The sequence below is a fragment of the Solwaraspora sp. WMMB335 genome (assembly GCF_049179075.1).
In the GTDB taxonomy this organism is placed as follows: Bacteria; Actinomycetota; Actinomycetes; order Mycobacteriales; family Micromonosporaceae; genus Micromonospora_E.
This window is the reverse complement of the sequence record NZ_JBMHMF010000001.1, coordinates 1,885,310-1,906,499: the sequence shown is the minus strand read 5'-3', so window position 1 is coordinate 1,906,499 and position 21,190 is coordinate 1,885,310. Positions and strand designations below refer to the sequence as shown.

General features: G+C 71.2%; 16 protein-coding genes and 3 pseudogenes. 11 read left to right on the top strand and 8 right to left on the bottom strand.

Features of this window, described 5'->3' with window-relative positions:
- The first annotated feature begins 127 nt into the window (after window positions 1-127).
- A complete protein-coding gene (locus tag ACN27F_RS07950) occupies window positions 128-583 on the top strand; it encodes a DUF2784 domain-containing protein (RefSeq protein WP_421432019.1) in 456 nt (151 codons plus the stop codon).
- Here the strand turns inward: ACN27F_RS07950 and ACN27F_RS07945 are convergent.
- From ACN27F_RS07945 to ACN27F_RS07935, 3 genes are read right to left on the bottom strand one after another with little or no spacing between them, the layout of a single operon-like run.
- Window positions 540-2,114 (bottom strand): YbjN domain-containing protein, encoded by a 1,575-nt coding sequence (locus tag ACN27F_RS07945; RefSeq protein ID WP_421432017.1) that lies wholly within the window; start codon window positions 2,112-2,114, stop codon window positions 540-542. The two genes, ACN27F_RS07950 and ACN27F_RS07945, sit on opposite strands and share 44 nt — an antisense overlap.
- Window positions 2,111-3,976 (bottom strand): HSP90 family protein, encoded by a 1,866-nt coding sequence (locus tag ACN27F_RS07940; protein WP_421432016.1) that lies wholly within the window; start codon window positions 3,974-3,976, stop codon window positions 2,111-2,113. Before ACN27F_RS07940 ends, ACN27F_RS07945 begins: the two co-directional genes overlap by 4 nt.
- Window positions 3,977-3,981: 5 nt before the next feature.
- A complete protein-coding gene (locus ACN27F_RS07935) occupies window positions 3,982-4,452 on the bottom strand; it encodes a YbjN domain-containing protein (protein ID WP_421432014.1) in 471 nt (156 codons plus the stop codon).
- A gap of 148 nt (window positions 4,453-4,600) precedes the next feature.
- On the opposite strand from ACN27F_RS07935, the pseudogene ACN27F_RS07930 reads away from it, so the two are divergent.
- From ACN27F_RS07930 to pspM, 8 genes and pseudogenes are all read left to right on the top strand, one after another.
- Window positions 4,601-5,335: pseudogene (locus ACN27F_RS07930) on the top strand (DNA translocase FtsK 4TM domain-containing protein); the annotation flags it as partial.
- A gap of 156 nt (window positions 5,336-5,491) precedes the next feature.
- Window positions 5,492-7,102: pseudogene (locus ACN27F_RS07925) on the top strand (DNA translocase FtsK); the annotation flags it as partial.
- 18 nt (window positions 7,103-7,120) lie between these two features.
- Window positions 7,121-8,650: a 30S ribosomal protein S12 methylthiotransferase RimO gene (gene rimO, locus ACN27F_RS07920; RefSeq protein WP_421432012.1), complete on the top strand. Its 1,530-nt coding sequence runs from the start codon at window positions 7,121-7,123 to the stop codon at window positions 8,648-8,650.
- Between the two features lie 4 nt (window positions 8,651-8,654).
- Window positions 8,655-9,281, top strand: coding sequence for a CDP-diacylglycerol--glycerol-3-phosphate 3-phosphatidyltransferase (pgsA, locus tag ACN27F_RS07915; protein WP_421432010.1), 627 nt, complete (start codon window positions 8,655-8,657; stop codon window positions 9,279-9,281).
- A 1-nt stretch (window position 9,282) separates the two neighbouring features.
- Window positions 9,283-9,771: a CinA family protein gene (locus tag ACN27F_RS07910; RefSeq protein WP_421432009.1), complete on the top strand. Its 489-nt coding sequence runs from the start codon at window positions 9,283-9,285 to the stop codon at window positions 9,769-9,771.
- A gap of 169 nt (window positions 9,772-9,940) precedes the next feature.
- Window positions 9,941-10,450: a helix-turn-helix domain-containing protein gene (locus tag ACN27F_RS07905; protein ID WP_421432007.1), complete on the top strand. Its 510-nt coding sequence runs from the start codon at window positions 9,941-9,943 to the stop codon at window positions 10,448-10,450.
- 197 nt (window positions 10,451-10,647) lie between these two features.
- Window positions 10,648-11,526, top strand: coding sequence for a PspA/IM30 family protein (locus ACN27F_RS07900; RefSeq protein ID WP_421432006.1), 879 nt, complete (start codon window positions 10,648-10,650; stop codon window positions 11,524-11,526).
- A 47-nt stretch (window positions 11,527-11,573) separates the two neighbouring features.
- Window positions 11,574-12,359, top strand: a complete 786-nt coding sequence (pspM, locus tag ACN27F_RS07895) for a phage shock envelope stress response protein PspM (protein WP_421432004.1) — start codon at window positions 11,574-11,576, stop codon at window positions 12,357-12,359.
- Here pspM and ACN27F_RS07890 read toward each other — a convergent pair.
- From ACN27F_RS07890 to ACN27F_RS07870, 5 genes and pseudogenes are all read right to left on the bottom strand, one after another.
- Window positions 12,319-13,104: pseudogene (locus tag ACN27F_RS07890) on the bottom strand (DNA-formamidopyrimidine glycosylase family protein); the annotation flags it as partial. The gene pspM and the pseudogene ACN27F_RS07890 sit on opposite strands and share 41 nt — an antisense overlap.
- 84 nt (window positions 13,105-13,188) lie before the next feature.
- Entirely contained in the window at window positions 13,189-13,920 is a 732-nt protein-coding gene (locus ACN27F_RS07885) for a DUF4142 domain-containing protein (RefSeq protein ID WP_421432003.1), read from the bottom strand.
- A gap of 390 nt (window positions 13,921-14,310) precedes the next feature.
- A complete protein-coding gene (locus ACN27F_RS07880) occupies window positions 14,311-14,574 on the bottom strand; it encodes a CPCC family cysteine-rich protein (protein WP_421432001.1) in 264 nt (87 codons plus the stop codon).
- A gap of 23 nt (window positions 14,575-14,597) precedes the next feature.
- Window positions 14,598-15,395, bottom strand: a complete 798-nt coding sequence (locus tag ACN27F_RS07875; RefSeq protein ID WP_421431999.1) for an SAM hydrolase/SAM-dependent halogenase family protein — start codon at window positions 15,393-15,395, stop codon at window positions 14,598-14,600.
- 41 nt (window positions 15,396-15,436) lie between these two features.
- Window positions 15,437-20,077: an ATP-dependent helicase gene (locus ACN27F_RS07870; protein WP_421431998.1), complete on the bottom strand. Its 4,641-nt coding sequence runs from the start codon at window positions 20,075-20,077 to the stop codon at window positions 15,437-15,439.
- A gap of 183 nt (window positions 20,078-20,260) precedes the next feature.
- On the opposite strand from ACN27F_RS07870, the gene ACN27F_RS07865 reads away from it, so the two are divergent.
- A complete protein-coding gene (locus tag ACN27F_RS07865; protein WP_421431996.1) occupies window positions 20,261-20,590 on the top strand; it encodes a hypothetical protein in 330 nt (109 codons plus the stop codon).
- Window positions 20,591-20,661: 71 nt separating this feature from the next.
- The gene (locus ACN27F_RS07860; protein WP_421431994.1) at window positions 20,662-21,084 is read left to right on the top strand and encodes a hypothetical protein; all 423 of its coding nucleotides are present in this window, start codon (window positions 20,662-20,664) and stop codon (window positions 21,082-21,084) included.
- Window positions 21,085-21,190 lie beyond the last annotated feature (106 nt).

The window sequence follows — 21,190 nt, the reverse complement described above, 5'->3', positions numbered from 1 at the left end:
GCCCACCATGGAGTCCCCGGGGACCGCCCTCCCCGGGGACTCCGCGCGTCTGGTCGCGGCCTGAGTACGCGTACCCTGCCGGCCGCCACCGCCCGCTCGTAGCCTGGCAGGTGGGGAGGCACGCGCAATGGGCTACCAGCTACTGACCACCGCCATCCTGACGCTGCACTTCGGCTACCTGGCCTACCTGGCGGTCGGCGGGTTCCTGGCCTGGCGCTGGCCCCGCACCATCTGGTTGCACGTCGCCGCGGCGGCCTGGGGAGTGCTCCTGGTGGCGGCCGATCTGACCTGCCCGCTGACCGCGGCCGAACACTGGTCCCGCCGTCAGGCCGGACAGGTCGGCTTCGACGTCGGATTCATCGACCGCTATCTCGCTGGGGTGATCTACCCCGAGCAGTACGGTTGGCTGGCCAGGCTGGTGCTGGCCAGCCTCGTCGCGGTCAGCTGGATAGGCGCGTTCAGGGCAGTTCGAAGACCCGACCGGGTCAGGGCAGTTCGAAGACCCGACCGGGTCAGGGCAGTTCGAAGACCCGACCGGGTCAGGGCAGTTCGGCCACGGCGTCGGCGAAGCTCGCTGCGGTGACGATCGCCGCGTTGACCAGGATGGCAAGCTGGGCTCCACTGACACCGAACTCCAGGTCGGTGCTGACATCACCGGCGAGGAGAATCTCGCCCTGGCCGGTGTCGTGCACGTAGACCTTCGGCAGTAGCCGGTCGTGGTTCCACGCGTTGCAGAACTGGAACGCCTCCGGTAGCCGCTCCGCCGGCAGCCGGCGGTCGGCCAGCACCCGGGCGTGCAGAATCTCCCGCTGCTCGCCGAGCCGCTCGAACTGGATCACCGCCCGTCCCCACTTACCGCCGACCACGCCGGCGTCGTCGACGAAGTAGCGGTCACCGCGCTCGTTGAGCGCCGCGGTGATCCCCTCCAGGGTCAGCGGCGAGACGACGTCGGGAACCCCCTCGGCAGGTAGTTGCACGTGCTCGTACGCGGTGGTGCTCGGCTGGTCCGCGGGCAGTTCGACGGCGTCGGTCAGTGGCTCGGCCGCCAGCCACCCAGCCATCCGACGGGACTGGTGATCGCTGCCGTTGCGAGTGTCGAACCGCGCCGCCAGCTGCTGCGCGGCGGCGGACAGCTCGGCACCCAGCGCCTCGACGGTCACCTCGCCCGCCGCCCGGTCGCCGTGTTCGGGCCGGTGGACGGTGCGCCCGCCGTACCCGGCGGCGGACGCCAACCGGCAGGCCAGCGCGGCGGCGGCGGCGAACTCCATCGCCGACGCGTCGTCGTACGGACGGTCGAACCACTCCAGGTGCTCGGCCAGGATGGCGAGTGCCCGGTCGTGGTGGCTGGTCAACGCGCAGAACCGCAGATGCTCGGCGAGAAACGGGAAGGCGTCCCGCTCGTGCCGGTGCCGCCGGTAGGCACGGACATGGGCCTGGGCGGCATCGGCGTACCGGCCGAGCCGCAGGTACGGCATCATCACCGCGACCAGGGCCTTCTCGGGCTGTTCGGCACAACCGAGCGCACCGCTGAGCACCGGCTCGACCACCTGCAGGGCTTCGTCCCACGCACCCCAGCCGGCGAGCAGCTCGGCCTGGCGCGAGGGGTCACAGCCGGCGCAGTCGCTGTTCTCGTCGCGTACGGCGGTGCGCCACTGCGCCAACCAGTGCCGGGCCTGCGACTCGTCCCCGACATGGTCGGCGATCTTGCAGCGCAGGTTGTAGACGGCCTGCAGGCTGTGCCCGCCGGCGGTGAACCGACGCTGCATGTCGTCCAGCGCGGCCTGGGTCTGGGCCAGCCCGACCCGGGGAGTGCTGCGCAGGGTGGCCACCGCCCACTTGTGGTACCAGCGCAGCAGTTCGGCGTCCCACCCGTCGAACAGTTCCGGTTGCTGGTCGAACAGGTTGAGACACCAGCCGAACGCCGGCAGCATCCGCCACCGCTCGGTGTGGTTGTTGTACGTGTCGATCAGCGCCATCCGGGCGTCGAACCCGACACGCGGCTGCCCGGCCGCGTCGGCGTGCGCCGCGATCCGTTCCAGTTCGGCGATCTTGCCGTCACCGTCCGGTAGGTCGGTCGCCTCGTCCAGCGCCTGGATCAGCTCCTCGGCGGTCACTCGGTCTCCTGCGCGGGTGTGCCCGGCCCGGCCGGGTCGGTGAAGGCCCTGTCCAGCAGGGCCAGGAAGGATCGGTTGAGGGCGGCGCTGTCCACCGCCCGCAGGGGATGGTGGCCGGCGAGCAGCGCCTGACCGTAGAGCGCCTCCACCGCGTGCCGTAACGCCGGCCCCGGCGGTTGGCCGGCGAGCCGGCGGATCAGCGGGTGTCGCCAGTTGAACACCAGCTCGGGCCGGTGGTCGACGTCGACGTCGGCGAACGCGGACAACACGTCGGACCAGAGCTCGTCGGATCCGTCGCGGCCCCGGCGCAGGCTGTCCTGCTCGCGGGCGGCCTGGCCGTGCACGTACAGCGCGGGCACGGTGACCGGGTCGAACTGGCGGACCTGGGGTACGCAGTCCAGCTCGGCCAACACCGTCTGGGCGATCCGCAGGAACCCGGCCGCCGTGGCGAGCTGCCCGGGGGAGAGGGTCTCCAGCCGGGCGGCGAGTTCTCCCGGGTCGAGCCGGCGGGTGCGGATCGCCGCGTCCAGCCGGGGCAGCCGTTGCAGGATCTCCGCGTCGTAGGCGTAGCCCGCGTTGACGATCGGCGTGCCGGCGGCGGAGGCGATCGCGGCCAGCGAGCGGAACTCGTCGACGGTCTCCACGTACCGGATCATCGACAGCTGCTGGCGGAACGTGCGTAACGGCATCATCCCGCGGCTGGTCTCGAACGGCAGCCAGGCATCGACCAGACGCAGCATGTCGTCATCGCGTACGGCCAGCGCCTTGACCCCCAGATGGTGTACCCGCAGGAACGCGGTGAGCCGCTGCGGCCGGCTGACCGCCAGGTCCAGCAGCCAGCTGCGGATCTGCTCACCGAGCCCTTCCCGGACACTGCTGAGCAGGTCGTCCTCGTAGAGCGACTCCCGGCTGGCGGTCGGGCGCAGCAGCGCGGTGTCGACCACCGCGCGGACGAAGAACGCCCACTCCGGCAGCAGCTTGCCGGCGTCCTCACTGAGCAGCATCCGCTTGAGGTAGACCCGGTGCCCGCCCTGCCCGACAGCCGAGGCCGAGGGCAGCACGTAACCGACCCCGACCAGACCGGCCTCCGGAACCCGCAGATCGATCACATCCATCGGACGGGCGCCGATCAGGGTGGCGCCGTAGTCGAGTAACGCCTCCCGGCGTGCCTGCGGATCGGGATGGTCGACCTCCCACGGCGCCTGCGGCTCGGTCAGCCGCACCGGTGCGACGCCGGGCGCGCCGAACAGCACCGGTACGTCCAGCAGTTGCGCGTATCCACGTACCAGGGTGTGGACCTGACCGGCGGCCAGCCAGTGCCCGGCGTCGGGGCGCGGGCGCAGGGTGACCGTCGTGCCGATTTCGGCGCGGGCGCTGTCGTCGACGCTCGTGGTGTACCGCCCGTCGGCGTAGCCGGTCCACCGTACCGCCGGTCCGCCACGGGCCGAGCGGGTCACCACCTCGACCGCGTCGGCGACCATGAAGCAGGAGAGCAGGCCGATGCCGAACTGGCCGAGAAAGTCCTGCCGGGTGAAACCGAGGTCGTCACGCTTGGAGGTACGCCCGACGCTGGCCAGGAAGGTGTGCACCTCGGCGTCGGTGAGCCCGATGCCGTCGTCGTGCACCTGCAGGCTGCCGTCGGCAGCGGAGTCGATCCGCACGGTGCCGGCCGACCAACCCGGATCGAACTCGCGGCGGGCGGTGATGGCGTCGGTGGCGTTCTGCACCAGTTCCCGGGCGAACACCCGGGGACTGGCGTACAGATGATGGCTGAGCAGGTCGACGATGCCGTGCAGGTCGACCTGGAAACGGTGCTCGGTCCCGGTGCCCTGAGCGCCCGTGTCGTTGTCCCGGTGGTCCATGCCGATCAGGTCGCCAACTCGGCGGCGGCGTCGGAGACCTGACAACCGGTGGAGATGCCGCAGCTGATCAGGTGGTCGAGCTGAGCGGGGGTCACACCGCGTTCGAGATCGGTGATCACCTCGCCGCAGACCCGGGCGGTCCCGTCGTCGTCGACGTGGACGAACGTCTTCGGCCACAGCCGGTCGTGGTTCCAGGAATTGCAGAAGGCGTACAGGGTCGGCACGTCGTCGACGGTGAACTCGGTCGCCGCGATGGTGCGGATCCGCAGGAGTTCACCTTGCGCGCCGAGCCGGGAGAAAAAGATCACGTTGTCGTTCCAACGGCCTACCAGATCGCCGTCGGAGTCGCTCTGGAAGCGGTACCCCCGGGCGTCGAGCGTGCTGGCGATCAAATCGGTGGTCAGCGGCCGCAGCACCTGCATCTGGCCACTGCCGGCAGGCGCGTCCGACAGGTCGTCCAGGTCCGGCGGGGGCATCGGGGGTCCTTTCGGTACGGGCGGACGGCGACAGAGGCGATAGACAAGCGCCGACGCAGATGGTGGCACAACCGTGCCAGCGACCGGAGCGCGGACACGGCCATCAAAAGCGAGGAATTATCCGTCGGCGGGGTTACCGTGTGACTCTATGGCGGGCCGGACCTCTCAGGCGAGTCGGCGGCGTGGCGGGTCGGCGACCCGGGGCGCCACTGCCAGCCGTGCCCGTCAGCCGGCGCGCAAACGGCCCGCCGCGCCCACTCGCCGGCGTCCGGCGCGCAGCTCACCGGCGGTGCTCGTCGGGCGGGCGATCGGGGCTACCTGGATGGGGCTGGCGCACGGTGTCGGCTGGGCGGTGCGGGCCGCCGGCCGCCGGGCCGCCACCGCCCGCGAACTCGGTCCTGAGCACCGCCGGGACGGTGCCGGGCTCTTCCTGCTCGGACTGGCCATCCTGACCGCGATGGCGGTCTGGTTCGGCGCGGCCGGGCCGTTCGGGGTCCGCATCGCGGACACGCTACGGCTGTTCATCGGTGCGATCTCGGTCGCGGTGCCGCTGTTGCTGCTGATCGGCGCGGTACGGCTGATGCGTGACCCGCCCGGTGAACCCGAGCCGCGCGGGCGCGGCCTGGTCGGTTGGTCGGCGATGCTGGTGGGCACCGCCGGGCTGCTGCACATCGGCCAGCATCCCGCCGACGGACTGCAGCGGGACTACGCCGGCGGGCTGATCGGGCTCGGTATCGGCGAAGTGCTGCAGATGTCGGTCAGCTACTGGGTCGGTGTGCCGCTGCTCATCCTGCTGCTGATCTTCGGGCTGCTGGTGGTGACCGCCACCCCGATCAACAAGATTCCGGAGCGGCTCGGCCTGCTCGCCGGCCTGGTGACCGGCCGTGCGCCGGAGTCCGACGACGACAGTGGTGGCGAGGCCGACGCGCCCGACCCGGGGGACGGGCCGGACCGGCCACGCCGTCGGCCGGCGCGGCGCCGGCAGGCCAGCCGCATCGGAGATGCCGAGTTCACCGCGAGCGCCGACCCCGACGAGCCGCTTGACCTGCAGGAGACGGTCGAGCTGCCGCGTCGGCCACCGGCGAAGGTACCGGCCACCCGCAGGTCCCCCGAGCCACCCGAGCACTCGCCGGTGCCGACCCGGGCCGAGCAGTTGGCGATCACCGGGCTGGCCGGCGACTACACCCTGCCACCGGCGAAGCTGCTGCGCACCGGCGCCCCGGCCAAGACCCGCAGCAAGGCCAACGACGAGGTGATCGCCGCGCTGCAGGGGGTGTTCGAGCAGTTCGACGTGGACGCGGCGGTCACCGGGTTCACCCGTGGGCCGACGGTGACCCGCTACGAGGTCGAGCTCGGTCACGGGGTCAAGGTCGAGCGGATCACCCAGCTGTCGCGCAACATCGCGTACGCGGTCAAGTCGCCGGACGTGCGGATCCTGAGCCCGATCCCGGGCAAGAGCGCGGTCGGGGTGGAGATCCCGAACAGCGACCGGGAGGACGTCGCCCTCGGGGACGTGCTGCGATCCCGGGTGGCGACCGCCGACCACCATCCGATGGTGGTCGGTCTCGGCAAGGACATCGAGGGCGGCTACGTGGTGGCCAACCTGGCGAAGATGCCACACATCCTGATCGCCGGCGCCACCGGCGCCGGCAAGTCGTCCTGCCTGAACTCGCTGCTGGTGTCGATCCTCAGCCGGGCCACCCCGGACGAGGTACGGCTGCTGCTGGTCGACCCCAAGCGGGTCGAGATGACCGGGTACGAAGGCATCCCGCACCTGGTCACGCCGATCGTCACCAATCCCAAGAAGGCGGCCGAGTCGCTGGAGTGGGTGGTGCGCGAGATGGACATGCGCTACGACGACCTGGCCGCCAACGGGGTCCGCCACATCGACGACTACAACCGCAAGGTCCGGGCGGGCGAGATCACCGCGCCGCCGGGCAGCGAGCGGGAGATCCGGCCGTACCCGTATCTGCTGGTGATCGTCGACGAGCTGGCCGACCTGATGATGGTCGCACCGCGCGACGTGGAGGATTCGGTGGTCCGGATCACCCAGCTGGCCCGGGCCGCCGGGATCCACCTGGTGCTGGCCACCCAGCGCCCGTCGGTGGACGTGGTGACCGGTCTGATCAAGGCGAACGTGCCGTCGCGGCTGGCTTTCGCCACCTCGTCGCTGTCGGACTCGCGGGTGATCCTGGACCAGCCGGGTGCGGAGAAGCTCATCGGCCGTGGCGACGGGCTGTTCCTGCCGATGGGCGCGTCCAAGCCGCTGCGGATCCAGGGTGCCTGGGTCGGCGAGAAGGAAATCGACGACATCGTCTCCTTCTGCAAGAAGCAGCGGGAGCCGGAATTCCGCCCGGACGTGCTCACCGCGGCGCAGGACAACAAGAAGAAGATCGACGAGGACATCGGCGACGATCTCGACCTGCTGGTGCAGGCGATCGAGCTGGTGGTCACCTCACAGTTCGGGTCGACCTCGATGCTGCAGCGCAAGCTGCGGGTCGGATTCGCCAAGGCGGGTCGGTTGATGGACCTGATGGAGACGCGAGGCATCGTCGGCCCGTCGGAAGGCTCGAAAGCGCGTGACGTGCTGGTCAAGCCGGACGAGCTGGCAGAAGCGCTGGAGAGCCTGCGCGGCGCCGAGGCCGGCTGACCGGCCCGGTACCCTCGGGTGGTGTCTGCGTTTGCCTCGACTCCACCGCCGCCCTCGGGGCGGCGGGTCGCCCTGCTCACCCTCGGTTGCGCCCGTAACGAGGTCGACTCGGAGGAGCTGGCGGCGCGACTGGACGCCGATGGCTGGCAGGTGGCCACCGACGTCGCGGGTGCCGACGTCGTGCTGGTCAACACCTGCGGGTTCGTCGAAAAGGCCAAGCAGGACTCGGTGCAGACGCTGCTCGACGCCGCCGACACCGGCGCGAAGGTGGTGGCCGCCGGCTGCATGGCCGAGCGGTACGGCCGGGAGCTCGCCGAGCATCTGCCGGAGGCGCAGGCGGTTCTCGGGTTCGACGACTACCCGGACATCTCCACCCGGCTGACCGCCGTGCTGGCCGGCGAGCGACTGTCCGCGCACACCCCTCGGGACCGCCGCCAGCTGCTGCCACTGACACCGGTGTCGCGCCAGCACAGCGCGGTCGTGGTGCCCGGCCACGCCACGGTCGACGAGCACACCCCGGCGCATCTGCGGCAGGTGCTGCGCCGCCGGCTGGACAGCGGTCCGGTGGCGTCGTTGAAGCTGGCCAGCGGCTGCGACCGCCGGTGCACCTTCTGCGCGATCCCGGCCTTTCGTGGGGCGTTCGTCTCCCGTACCCCGGACGAACTGCTCGCCGAGGCGGCTTGGCTGGCCGGCACCGGCGTGCGCGAGCTCGTCCTGGTCAGCGAGAACTCCACCTCGTACGGCAAGGATCTCGGCGACCCACGGCTGCTGGAGAAGCTGCTGCCGCAGCTGGCCGAGATCGACGGCATCGTCCGGGTGCGGGTCAGCTATCTGCAGCCGGCGGAGACCCGACCGGGTCTGATCGAGGCGATCGCCACCACCACCGGGGTGGCACCGTACTTCGACCTGTCCTTCCAGCATGCCAGCGAGCCGGTGCTGCGCCGGATGCGCCGGTTCGGGTCCACCGAACGGTTCCTGGAGCTGCTGTCCATGGCCCGCTCGATGGCGCCGCAGGCCGGGGCCCGGAGCAACTTCATCGTCGGCTTTCCCGGCGAGACCCGTGCCGACGTCGACGAGCTTGTCCGTTTTCTCTCGGCGGCCCGGCTCGACGCCATCGGCGTGTTCGACTACAGCGACGAGGACGGCACCGAAGCGGCCCAGCTGCCCGGCAAGATCCGGACGGCCACGGTCAAACGACGCTACGACCGGCTGTGCGCGCTGGCCGACGAGCTCTGCGCGCAGCGGGCCGAGGAGCGCCTCGGCAGCATCGTGGAAGTGCTGGTGGACTCCGTCGACGGCACGGTGGTGGAGGGGCGCACCGCGCACCAGGCCCCGGAGGTGGACGGATCCACGGCGCTGGCGGCATCCGCCGACGGACGGTGTCCGGTGGATCTGACCCGGTTGCGTGCGGGCGACCTGGTCGAGGCGACGGTGACCGGGACCGAAGGGGTCGACCTGATCGCCGTACCGGTGCGGGTGCTGTCCACAACCGCCGCGTCTGCGGCTCCCACGGCCGGGCAACGTCCGCTGTCGGCGGTGGCCAGGTGAGCCGGTGACCGGGCCGGGTGGCTCCGGTGGGGCCGGTGGGGTCCGTTCCACCGCCACGGCCGCACCACCGGTGGTGAACGCGGCGAACGCGCTGACCGGGCTGCGTATGGTGCTGGTACCGGTCTTCGTGGTGCTGGTGCTGGTCTCCGCGATGACGCAGCCGGGCTGGCGGATCGCCGCCTGCCTCACGTTCGTGATCGCGTCGGTGACCGACCTGGTCGACGGCTGGATCGCCCGCCGGTACGCGTTGGTCACGTCGTTCGGCAAGGTCGCCGACCCGATCGCGGACAAGGCGTTGACCGGCACCGCGCTGGTCCTGCTCTCCTGGTACGACCAGGTGCCCTGGTGGGTGACCGGGCTGATTCTCGCTCGTGAGTTCGGTATCACGCTCATCCGGTTCTGGGTCCTGCGGCACGGCGTCATCGCGGCCAGTCGGGGCGGCAAGGTGAAAACGGCACTGCAGATCCTGGCGATCGTGTGGTACCTGCTTCCGCTGCCGGCGGTGCTCGCCGCCGCTGGCAGCTGGATCATGGCGGCAGCGTTGGTGGTGACGCTCGCCACCGGACTGGACTACGTCGTACGCGCGGTGCGGCTGCGTCGTGCCGGCCCGGCCCGGGGCGGGCGGCCCTGACGTGCGTGGTGACGACCCGGCCGGATCGGTGACCCGAGCGCTGGTCGAACGCGGCGAGACCGTGGCGACGGTGGAGTCGCTCACCGGTGGGCTGGTGGCCGCCGCGTTGGTCGGCGTCGCCGGGGCCAGCGCGGTGTTTCGCGGCGGGCTGGTCGTCTACGCCACCGATCTGAAGTCGTCACTGGCAGGTGTGCCGGCGCAGCTGCTGGCTGAGCGGGGACCGGTGGATCCGGACGTGGCGGTCGCCCTGGCCGAGGGCGGCCGGTCGCGGTGCGGTGCGGACTGGGCGTTGGCGACCACCGGGGTCGCGGGTCCGCGGCCGCAGGGAGGCAAGCCGGTGGGACGGGTGTACGTCGCACTCGCCGGCCCGACCGGTCCCCTGGTGCGGCGGCTGGATCTGCACGGCGGACGGGACGTCATCCGGGCGGCCTCTGTCACGGCGGCGCTACGGTTGCTCACGGCGCAGGTGCGTCCGGCGCGCCTCGGCTGATGACAGGTCCGACCCGGTAGCTTGAACGGACATATGCTGTAATCCCGACCTTTTCAGACGGTGATCGCTCATTCGTGCCGCTGGGTGGGGTGTCGAATGGATGGGCACCAGATAAGGTTGCGGGAAGCCTCCGGCACTCGCCGGCCGGTCCCGAACAGGGGGAGGTGCGATGGTCCTGCTACGCCGCGTCATCGGTGACGCGCTGCGAGCCCGACGGCAGAGACAGCGCCGGACCCTGCGAGAGGTTTCCACCGCCGCGAACGTCAGTCTCGGCTATCTGTCGGAGGTCGAGCGCGGGCAGAAGGAAGCCTCAAGCGAACTGCTGTCGGCGATCTGCGACGCGCTCGGTGCGCAGCTGTCCGAGATCCTGCGTGACGTGAGCCACACGGTCGAGTTGGCCGAGCAGATGCAGGGTGTGCTCGTGGCCGTTCCTGGGCAGCCGGACGCGCCGACGGCCACGCTGGCCGCTGGTGACCCGACCGGTGTCGACGAGGCACTGCGACCGGCCGAGCCGGGCCGAGCCGGCGACGCGCGCGACCACTCGGTGCATCAGCTCGCGACCGAGGGCGGGGTGACCGTCTGCGTGCGTAGTGAGTCGCCGCTGAAGACGACTTTGCGGGCGACCCGGCGGGTGCCGAGCCCCGGTGGCCGTGATCGGGACGTCTTCTGCGCTGCCTGACCCGTCGGCGTGGTCAGCTGGATCCACGCCAGTAAGGTGGATCCCCTACTGGCGTGCCTACCGAATTCCGACGGACGGCCCCATGACGCGGTGGCGTCGGCCTGGGACGATGATAGGGGTGCGCCGCACCACCGCCCGGGTCCGGGCGGCGGCGCAGCCCGACCGTACGTGCCGATAAGTGAGGGGATACCGCAGAGATGGCGAACCCGTTCGTCAAGGGTTGGCGCTACCTGATGGCGCTGTTCAGCGCCAAGATAGGCGACCATGCCGATCCCAAGGTGCAGATCCAGCAGGCGATCGAGGACGCCCAGCGGCAACACCAGGCCTTGGTCCAGCAGGCTGCGGCGGTCATCGGCAACCAGCGGCAGCTGGAGATGAAGCTCTCCCGGCAGATGAGTGAAGTCGAGCGGCTGCAGGGGATGGCCCGCCAGGCGTTGGTACTCGCCGACAAGACCCGGTCGTCCGGTGACGAGGCCGAAGCCAACAAGTACGAGCAGACCGCGCAGACGCTGGCCACCCAGCTCGTGTCGGGCGAGCAGGCGATGGAGGATCTCAAGACCCTGCACGACCAGTCGCTGGCCGCCGCTGCCCAGGCCCGCCAGGCGGTGGAGAACAACCAGATGATCCTGCAGCAGAAGCTCGCCGAGCGGACCAAGCTGCTCAGCCAGCTCGAGCAGGCCAAGATGCAGGAGAAGGTCGCCGCATCCCTCGAATCGATGTCGGCGCTCGCCGCGCCCAAGAACACGCCGTCGCTGGACGAGGTCCGCGACAAGATCGAACAGCGGTACGCCACGGCCATGGGCCGTGCCGAACTGGCCGGCAACTCCGTCGAGGGACGGATGCTGGAGGTACAGAAGTCCACTCTCGACCTGGCCGGATCGTCGCGGCTGGAGCAGATCCGGGCAAGCATGGCCGGAGAGCAGCTCGCCGGTGGTCAGGCCGCCGGTGGTCAGCCCACGCCGGCGGTCGAGCCGACCCCGAGCGCGGCGGACACCGCGGGTGTCGCCCGGCTGGACCAGTTGAGAGCCTCGATGGGCAAGGACAAGACCACCGGCGACGCCAGCGCTGCCAGCTGAGCGCCGGCCAGCCCGACGACCACAGCCGGCGGGGGAGGAGAGCTGCAGTGACCGATCCGCGCACCCGCTACTTCCGTACCCTGCGTCGGCTGCGCCGCTCCGCCCGCCGCTGGAGCGTGCTCGCCAGCGGGTTCACCGGCGCCGCGGTGGTCCTGGTGCCGTATGCCGGAGTCAGCCCGGTCGACGCGGGCTGGGCCGCGGCGGCCGGTGCCAGCACGGCGCTCGCCCTCTGGCGCTGGTCCGACCTGCGTGCCCAGGCCGCGCTGCCGCCACCGCCGGCACCGGATCCGGCCCTTGTCGCGGAGCAGACCCGACTCAAGCTGGTGGCGACCGTCGAGCGGAATCCGCTCGGCCGAGCCGCGCTCGGCGGTATCCGCCGTCAGCAGGCGATGCTCGCTCTGCGCGGCACCGCGGCCGCCGATTCCTGGACCCGGTTGGACCGTGCCACCACGACCATGGCCGGGCTGGCCGACCGGCTCACCGGTCCGGGTGAGCCGGCCCGGCTGGAGGCCGCCACAGCCGAACAGTCGTTGCGTGACCTTGCCTACCGGGTGGCCAGCGTGGAGAAGGCGCTGCGACTCGCGTCTGGCGACGCCGTGCTGGCCAGCTCCCACCGGGTACTCGCCGAACAGCTGTCCGCCGGTGTCGCGGCGTACGAAGGGCTGGTCGCGGCGGCGGCCAGCTACGTCGCAGAAGATGGGCGGGCGGTCAACGAGCATCCGTCGGTCTCCCGGTTGACCGAGGCCAGCGACCTTCTTCGGGGTGTCGCGGCCGGCCTGGCTGAACTGCGCCGCCATGCCGATCCGGCTGGCACGACGGGCACCAGTACATGATCCGACCGGACAGCTCGCCCTTGCGCACCGCGGTGCCGCAGCGTCGGCACGGCCGCTGGAACCGGCCGTACACATAGGTCGGTTCGTGCGGTAGACCCGTGACGCTACGCCGGGCGCGCCCCCGGTTCGCGGTCATCAGCCGGTGTGCCAACCCGACCAGCGCGGGGAGGTCAGCGACCTCGTCCACCGGTGTCCAGGGGTGCACGCCGCGCAGAAACAGCAGCTCACACGCGTACACGTTGCCGATGCCGGCCAGATTGCGTTGGTCGCGCAACGCGTCGGCGACGGCGAGGCGGCCCTGGCCCGACAGCCGCCGGACCGCCTCTGCCGCGTTCCAGTCCGGGCCGAGCGGATCCGGCCCCAGCCGACCGACCAGGTCGGCCTCCCGTTCGGTGGCCACCAGGACCACCTCGTGCAGGTGATAGCCGACGGCGACGGTGTCTGGCGTACGCAGCACCACTCGGATCACATGTGCCGGTCCGCCGGTCCAGCGTTGCCCCGCCCGGAAGATGCGCCAGCTACCGTCCATCCGCAGCCGGGAGTGCAGTGTGTGGGACGTCGTGTCGGGTGCGGACAACCGCAGCAACAGACGCTTGCCCCGGCTGAGGCAGTCGAGCACCGTCCAGCCGGTGAGGTCGGCCGCGGCGAGCTGCGGGACCCGGACGTCACTACCGGTGAGTTGCCGGCCGGCCAGCGCCTGCCGCAACTCGCGGGCCGTGTTCCAGACCGTGTCGCCTTCGGGCACCATCCCATCCTGCCGCAGACCGGTGACCGGCGGAGGCGGTTACCTCCGCCGGTCACCGGGCCGTCGGACCAGCTGTGGCAGGGGTCAATACCTGCGTCGGAACACCGCGAAGGTGGCACCGGTGCCCAACACCAGCGCGCCGACCAGCACCACCCAGATCGCGGTCGAGTTGATACCGCTGCCCAACTCCGCGTTGGCCTGGACCGCCGCGAAGAGACTGTCGTCCGCCGGTGCCGGCAGCGCCACCGGCGGCAGCTCGCCGTAACGGACCAGTCCGGTGCTCTCCAGCAGTGACATGTGGGTCTGGACGTACCCGTTGGCGTCCTCGGCGAGCTGACGGACGATGTCGTTGCGCGTGCTGGCGCGGACCGCGCCGATCACCGGGAAGATCGAGCCGTGCGCCGCCCGCAGCCGTTCGACGAAGATCCGGTCGAACCGCGCGCCCGTGGCGGACTTCATGTCGTTGACCCAGCCCTGCTGCGTCGGGGTCGGGTCGGTCGGCAGTTCCACACCGAGCTTGTTGGCCGCGTCGACCACCAGCAGGTCCAGTTCGACATGCTGTTCGGCGATCGCCGCACCGACTTCACGGACCCGTTGGGCGCTGCCCTTCTCCGCGGCCATCTGACCGGCCGGGATCTCCCACAGGCCGGCCAGTCGTACGCCGTTGAGCAGTGTGATGTCGGCTGCGCCGAGCTGGGTCGCGCCGGAGGGCTGGGCCAGCGCGGCACCGGGAAGCGCGAGCAGCCCGGCGACGAGCCCCACCAGGACCGCAGTCAGCCAGCGTGGGGTGCGTGCCGCAGATCGTGCCCGGGCCATAGTGTCTCAACCTCCGAGTAGGGCATAGCGGGTCTGTCGGATCAGACTGAAACGTTAGGTGGAATACCTCTCCTCCGTCAATGCCCCAGGCCTGGAGATAGCGGAAACTTGAGACACATTTAATGCGTTGCTGTGGCTAATCTGACTGAACTCGGTGGCATCGGCCGAACGGCCGATGCCACCGGTTCAAGGTCCAGGTCAGGACGTTGCTTCCCGGCTGCAAATTCAGCATGTCGTCCCCTACCCGGTGCTACCTGCGGTGTTGCGGCGAGGTAACCGGATTTTGACACGGTAACAGAAAGCCGGTCTATTCTTGACCCGGTAAAAGACCGGATCTTCGGCCGGCCCGGGTGCTACGGGTGGCGGCTACCGGGGGTGGCGGCCACCGGTCTACGGGGACTCGTCGGGTCGCGGCGGTCGGACCATGTCGGCGTACCGCCGGTGGCTGGCGCCGTAGATGGCGAAGTTGAGCCGGGCATGGGACAGGCTCAAGTCACCGTTCGGTCCGCCCCGCACGACCCCGGCATCGTGATCGCTCTGGCCATCGTTGGTCCAGAAGCAGACAGGGCAGGTAGCGCATCCGGTCCGGTAACCACAGCAAGGACATCTGTCGACGGAGTACGGGCCCACCCGACAAGCCTTCCATAACAACATTTCGCCCGTGTGCCGGAGGTCCCCTACTCCACGGCGTCGTGCCGACTCCAGCTGAGCCGGACCAGATCGCCAGGAGCGAGGCCGAGGACGGTGGCGGCGTGCCCACCGTTGACCGCTACCGCCGCCTGCCCGGCCGAGTCCACGTACACCACGAGCTCACCCGCGGCCACGTCGCCGAAGGCACGCCCACGTACCGCCGGTGACTGGTCGACCAGCAGCGTACGTCCACATCGATCGAGTAGGCTCCCGGCGGCGGCCAGTTGCACGTTGCCGAACCGGTCGATGGTCAGCACCTCGGCGGTCAACCCGCCGTCGGCTGTGCTCACCACCGGGTCCGGCAGGCGGACCAAGGTGGTGGGATCCACCAGCTCGCCGACGTCCCGCAACGCCGTTCCGTCGGCCAGGTGGGCCGCGACCGGAGCGAAGACGTCCCGGCCGTCGAAGGTGCGAGCGGCCCCGGTCGACCGTCTCGCGGCCAGCACGGCCACCTCCCGCGCACCGCCGAGCGCGTCCACCGCCCAGCACAGCAGTCCGTTGTCCGGACCGACGCAGATCCCCCCGGCGGTGCCGACGGCGACGGCCCGGCGGGTGGTGCCCACACCGGGATCCACCACCGCCACGTGCACCGCCGGTGGCAGGTACGGCATTGTTTGCGCGAGCACCGCCGCGCCACGGCGGATGTCGTACGGCGGAATCTGATGGGTGACGTCGATAACCCGTACCGTCGGGTTCACCCGTGCTATCACGCCATGACACGCGGCGACGAATCCGTCGCTGAGCCCGTAATCCGTGGTGAACGTGATCCACTGGTAATCGGCCATGTCGTGACGCTATCGGTGTCGCCGCTCGACCCCGCAGTCACTCAACCACGCAGTCGCAACCCGCGTACCGTCGTGCGGAATCCGGCGGCGGCCAGCGCCGCGCGCAACGGGGAGTCACGCACCGGTTCGCCGTCGGCGCGCTCGACCGACAACACACCGAGTGCCCCGGAGGTCACCTTGGCGGCCAAGGCTCGCGCTGCCTCGCCCAGCCGGTCCTCGTCGCGCGTGAAGCAGAGCAGGCTACGGCCGCCGCGCTCGAGGTAGATGGCCAGTTCGCCGGCGACCAGCACGACCAGGGCGCCAGCCTTGCGGCCGGGCCGGTGACCGCCGGCCGGCCCGCCGGCGGAGTCCACCGCGCGGTCCGGCCACGGTAGCGCCGCGCCGTACGGGTTCGCCGGATCGGTCGCGGCCAGCACCAGGGCATCCGGCCGGGCCCGGCGGTCGATGTCGGCGAGTTCGCGCAGCCGCTCCACCGCGCCCGGTACGGCGAACTGGGCCGCGCCGAGCCCGTCGACGAAGTATCCGCGGCGAACGGTGCCACGCTCCTCCATCGCGGCCAGCACCGGGTACACCGCCGCGAATCCACCGGGCTGGCCCTGCACGGCGACCGCGCCGCGGGTCACCACACCGTGCCGTTCGAGCAGCACGTCGGCAAGCGCCGCGAGGCGCCGGGTCGGATCCGGGTCGCGGGCCGGCAACCGGGACCAGCGGCCGGCCAGGGTCGGGGCGGCGCGTACCGCGGGTGTCGCCCGCCCGATGCGATGCTGCCGGGCCCGTGGGGTCGCGGCACCGCGCGTCCGGTGGGTGCCGCCACCGGCGGCGAGGACCGCACGTAGCGGGGCCAAGGTGTCGTTGGTCAGCCAACCGGCCCACACCAGGTCCCAGATCGCGGACTCGATCCCGCCCATCTCGGTCTCGACCGTCACGGCGAGTTCGCTGATCCGATCGCTGAGCTGCCGGAAGAACAGGGCCTGCCCGTCGGCGAGTGCGTCGAGGACCGCCTGGTGCACCGGAGCCAGCGACAACGCCGAATCCGGCGGTGGCAGCAGCAGTGGGGCGGTGTCCGCAAAGGCCAGCTGAATCCAGCCGTCGTGGCCGCCGATCGCACCCGCCCCGGCCCAGATCACTTCACCGGTGGCGCACAGCTCGTCCAGCTGGGCAGGAGAGTAGTCGCCGACTCTGGCCGGCAGCACCAGCCGCTCCAACGCGGACGCCGGAACGGCTACGGCCTGCAACTGTTCGACAGCGTTGGCGACCCCGTCGATGCCCCGGAGGGCAGCGCCACCGGTCCCGGTCACCTGCTGCCAACGAGGTAGGAAGGCGGCCAGCGCTGCCGCCGGCACGGGCTCGATCTCACGACGCAGCGCGGCCAACGACCGGCGGCGCAGCAGTCGCAGCACCTCGGCGTCGCACCATTCGACGCCGGCCCGGGTCGGGGTGAACTCACCCGCGACCACCCGACCGGTCGCGGCCAGCCGGCGCAACGTCTGCTCCACCACGGCCACGCCGAGCCCGAACCGGGCTGCGCAGTCCGCCGTGGCGAACGGTCCTCTGGTGCGGGCGTATCTGGCGACGAGATCGGCAAGCGGGTCGACCACGGCAGCCAGATGTGCATCTGCGATGCCGACCGGAAGAGCCACCCCGAGCGCGTCACGCAGCCGGGCGGCGTCCTCGACCACCACCCAGCGTTGTTGCCTGGCGATGCGTACCCGCAACACCCGCCGGGTGCGCGCCAACTCGTCCAGCCAGCGGGGGTCCACCTGCCGGTCGACCAGCTCCGGGTCGGTCAGGTCGCCGAGAACGCGCAGCATCTCCGCGACGTCCTCGGCGTCGCGGGGGCGGCGATGGGTGCCGAGCCACTGCAGCTGTCGGCTGCTCTCGGCCAGGACGGCCGGGTCGAGCAACTCCCGCAACTCGACCCGGCCGAGTAACTCGCCGAGCAGAGTCGAGTCGAGGGCCAGCGCGGCCGCGCGTCGTTCGGCCAGCGGCATGTCCGCCTCGTAGAGGAACGCTCCCACATAGCCGAACAGCAACGACCGGGCGAAGGGCGACGGTCGGACCGTCTCGACCTCCACCAGCCTCAGCCGCCGCGTGCTCAGGTCCTGCATCAGGCCGACCAGGGCCGGCACGTCGAACACGTCGCGCAGACACTCCCGGGCCGCCTCCAGCGTGATCGGAAAGTCGGCGAACTCACGGGCCACGTCGAGCAGCTGGGCGGCCCGCTGACGCTGCTGCCACAGCGGCTGCCGGCGGCGGGGATCCCTGCGCGGCAGCAACAGCGCCCGCGCGGCGCATTCGCGGAACCTGGCAGCGAACAGGGCGGATCCACCGATCGACTCCTCGACGAGGTGGCCGATCTCGTCGGCGTCGAACGCGACCAGCTGCGCGTCGGGCGGTGCGTCCACCATCTCCGGCAGGCGGATCACGATGCCGTCGTCGGCGGGCAGCACCTGCGCGTCGACACCGTAGCGATCGGTCAGCCGACGGCCGATCGCCAGCGCCCAGGGCGCGTTGACCTGGGCGCCGAAGACGCTGTGCACCACCAGCCGCCAGTCACCCAACTCGTCGTGAAAGCGTTCGACGACGACGGTCCGGTCGTCCGGCAGGGTGCGGGTCGCCGCCCGCTGATCATCGACGTAGTGCATCAGGTTGTCGGCTGCCCAGTCGTCCAGCCCACCGGCGCGTAGCGCGGCGCGGGTCGACTCGGGCGCCGCCCGGCCGATCGCCCGTAGCCGGGCGCCGAGCGCCCGACCCAGCTCGATCGGCCGGCCCGGTTGGTCGCCTTTCCAGAACGGCATCCGGGCCGGTTGGCCAGGTGCCGGGGTGACCATCACCCGGTCGGGGGTGATCTCCTCGATCCGCCATGAGGTCGCACCGAGCAGGAAGACGTCGCCGACACGTGACTCGTAGACCATCTCCTCGTCCAGCTCACCCACCCGGGTGGTGTGTCGCACGCCGGCCAGGAACACGCCGAACAGCCCGCGGTCCGGGATCGTGCCGCCGCTGGTGACCGCCAGCCGCTGGCTGCCAGGACGCGCGGTGAGGACGTCGGCGTAGCGGTCCCAGACCAGCCTGGGACGTAGCTCCGCGAAGGCCGTCGACGGGTAGCGGCCGGAGAGCATGTCGAGCACGGCGTGCAACGCCGAATCGGGCAGTTCGGCATAGGACGCGGCCCGACGTACCACTGCGGCCAACTCGTCGAGCGGCCAAGGCTCGAGCGCCACCATCGCCACGATCTGCTGGGCGAGCACGTCCAACGGGTTGCGCGGAAAGCGCAGCTGCTCGATCGCGCCCTGCGACATCCGTTCGGTGACGACGGCACAGGCCAGCAGGTCCCCGCGGTGTTTCGGCAGGATCACGCCCTGGGACCGGGCGCCGACCTGGTGCCCGGCCCGGCCGATGCGCTGCAGACCGGCGGCCACGCTCGGCGGCGCCTCGATCTGCACCACGAGGTCGACCGCACCCATGTCGATCCCCAGCTCCAGGCTGGACGTGGCGATCACGGCGGGTAGCCGCCCCGACTTGAGGGCTTCTTCGATCTGCTGGCGCTCCGAGCGGGAGACGCTGCCGTGGTGTGCCCTGGCGATCACCGCGGGTACGCCCCGGGTGGCATCGGACTGTGCCATGATCTCAGCCGGCATCCGGGTGCCCTGCGGACGCGGCCGCGATTCGGCGGTCCCGCGGTCGACGGCGAGTTCGTTCAGCCGGGCGCAGAGCCGCTCCGCCGAGCGCCGCGAGTTGGTGAACACGATGGTCGACCGGTGTTTGCCGATCAACTCGAAGACGCGTTCCTCCACGGCGGGCCAGATCGACCGGGCCGGTCGACGGGACTCCGCGTCCGTGCCGCCGTGCTGGCTGTCATCCTCTTCGTCCTCATCCAGCCGGGTCAGGTCGGCGACCGGCACCTGCACGCTGATGTCGATGAACTTGGCCACCGGCGGTGCCACCACCCGGACCGGGTGGCGGCCGCCGAGGAAGTGCGCGGTCTCCTCGACCGGTCGCACCGTCGCGGACAAGCCGATTCGTTGCGCCGGGCGCGGCAGCAGCGCGTCCAGTCGTTCCAGCGACAGCGCCAGATGAGCGCCGCGCTTGGTGCCGGCCACCGCGTGGACCTCGTCGACGATGATCGTCTCGACGCCCCGCAATGCCTCCCGGGCGGCCGACGTCAGCAGCAGAAACAGCGACTCGGGAGTGGTGATGAGGATGTCCGGCGGCTGCCGGCCGAAGGCCCGCCGCTGCTCGGCCGGAGTGTCGCCGGTACGCACTGCGACAGTGACGTCCGGCACCGCCAGGCCGAGCCGGGCGGCTGTCTGGCGGATCCCGACCAGCGGGGTACGCAGGTTGCGATCGACGTCGACGGCGAGTGCCTTGAGCGGGCTCAGGTACAGCACCCGGCACCGGTGCCGAGGATCTGCCGGTGCGGGTGAACGGGTGAGCCGGTCCAGTGACCACAGGAACGCGGCGAGGGTCTTGCCGGACCCGGTTGGCGCGACGATCAGCGCGTGGTCGCCCTCGCTGATCGCCTCCCACGCGCCTGCCTGGGCTGCGGTGGCTGCGGCGAACGCCGAGGTGAACCACTCGCGGGTGGCATCCCCGAACCGGTCCAGCACCGTGCTCACGCCACCATACTGCCTGCCGGGTGCGACATCGCCCGTCCTGTCGGGTGCGACGTCGCGAGGCATCGGCCGGCCTCGTCGGGCCGGCCTCGTCGGGCCGGCCTCGACCGCCGAGTCACCGCCGTGGGGCCGGGGATGCGCTGACCGGGAGATACCGTCTTTAGCGCTAAAAACGCAAGTCATGCTTGCCCGACTTGTTGGTTATAGAGTAACTTGCCGTCATCATCCGATCTTCCGAGGAGTACCTCCATGCCCGGCGTCGAGTCCGGTCTGCACCATGACACGCAGGTGCTCCTGCGCCGGGTCGACGGACTGGTGGCACTGTTGCGTCTGCGTCATCACCGGATCGATCCCGTCGCGGTGGAACAGTTCGCGTCCGCGCTGCGGGCGCTCGTCATCGGTAGCGGCGAGGCGAGTGCCGCCGAGCGTGCCCGGGTGCGTGCCACCGTGCACTACTACATGCTGATGGCGGGTCGCCGTGGATTGCTGCCGGGCCTGGCCGGCGTTGGTCCGCGGACGCCAGCCGGGGCCGGCGGGACCACACCGGTGCCGGACCCCGTCCAGTCCACCATGGACTAAACGTCGGTGGTGCGACGCCGACCCGCCCGCCGGTAGGGTAGCTACCGCGGGACTGCGGAGAGGGGGTACGGATGTTGCGCGCGCTCCGCGACCCGGTCCACCGCTGGTCCGCCGCCGCACTGCTCTTCCTGCTCGCCACCACCGCCGTGCACGGAGCCGCGTCGGTCGCCGTGCCATCGGTCGCCCACGCCGCCGGCCCGGCCTCGATCGGTGCCGCGCTGCTCCATCAATCGATCGCGCCCGGCGCCCGGGGCAGCGCCGACGCCGGTGACGCGGATGCCGGCGAGCGCCGGCGTGTCGAGACACCGCACTGCCCGCCCGGCGACCCCGACTGCCTGCCGATCGTCGTCGCCGCCGGCTGGACCGCGATGCGGTCGACCGCCTGCCACCGGTTGCGCCGACCAGCGGATCGTTGTCCGCTCCGGACCGACGTGCGCACCAACGGCAGTCGTGGTCCGCCGTACCGGCCCCGCACCGCGTTGTCCGACAGCTGAGCCGACGAGGATCGGTCGTACCCGTCGCCGCCGCTCCGGTTGCCCGTCGGCCCGGCCGCAACCGTAATGGTCGGCGGCACACCGTCTGCCAACTCGCCGCCGCCTC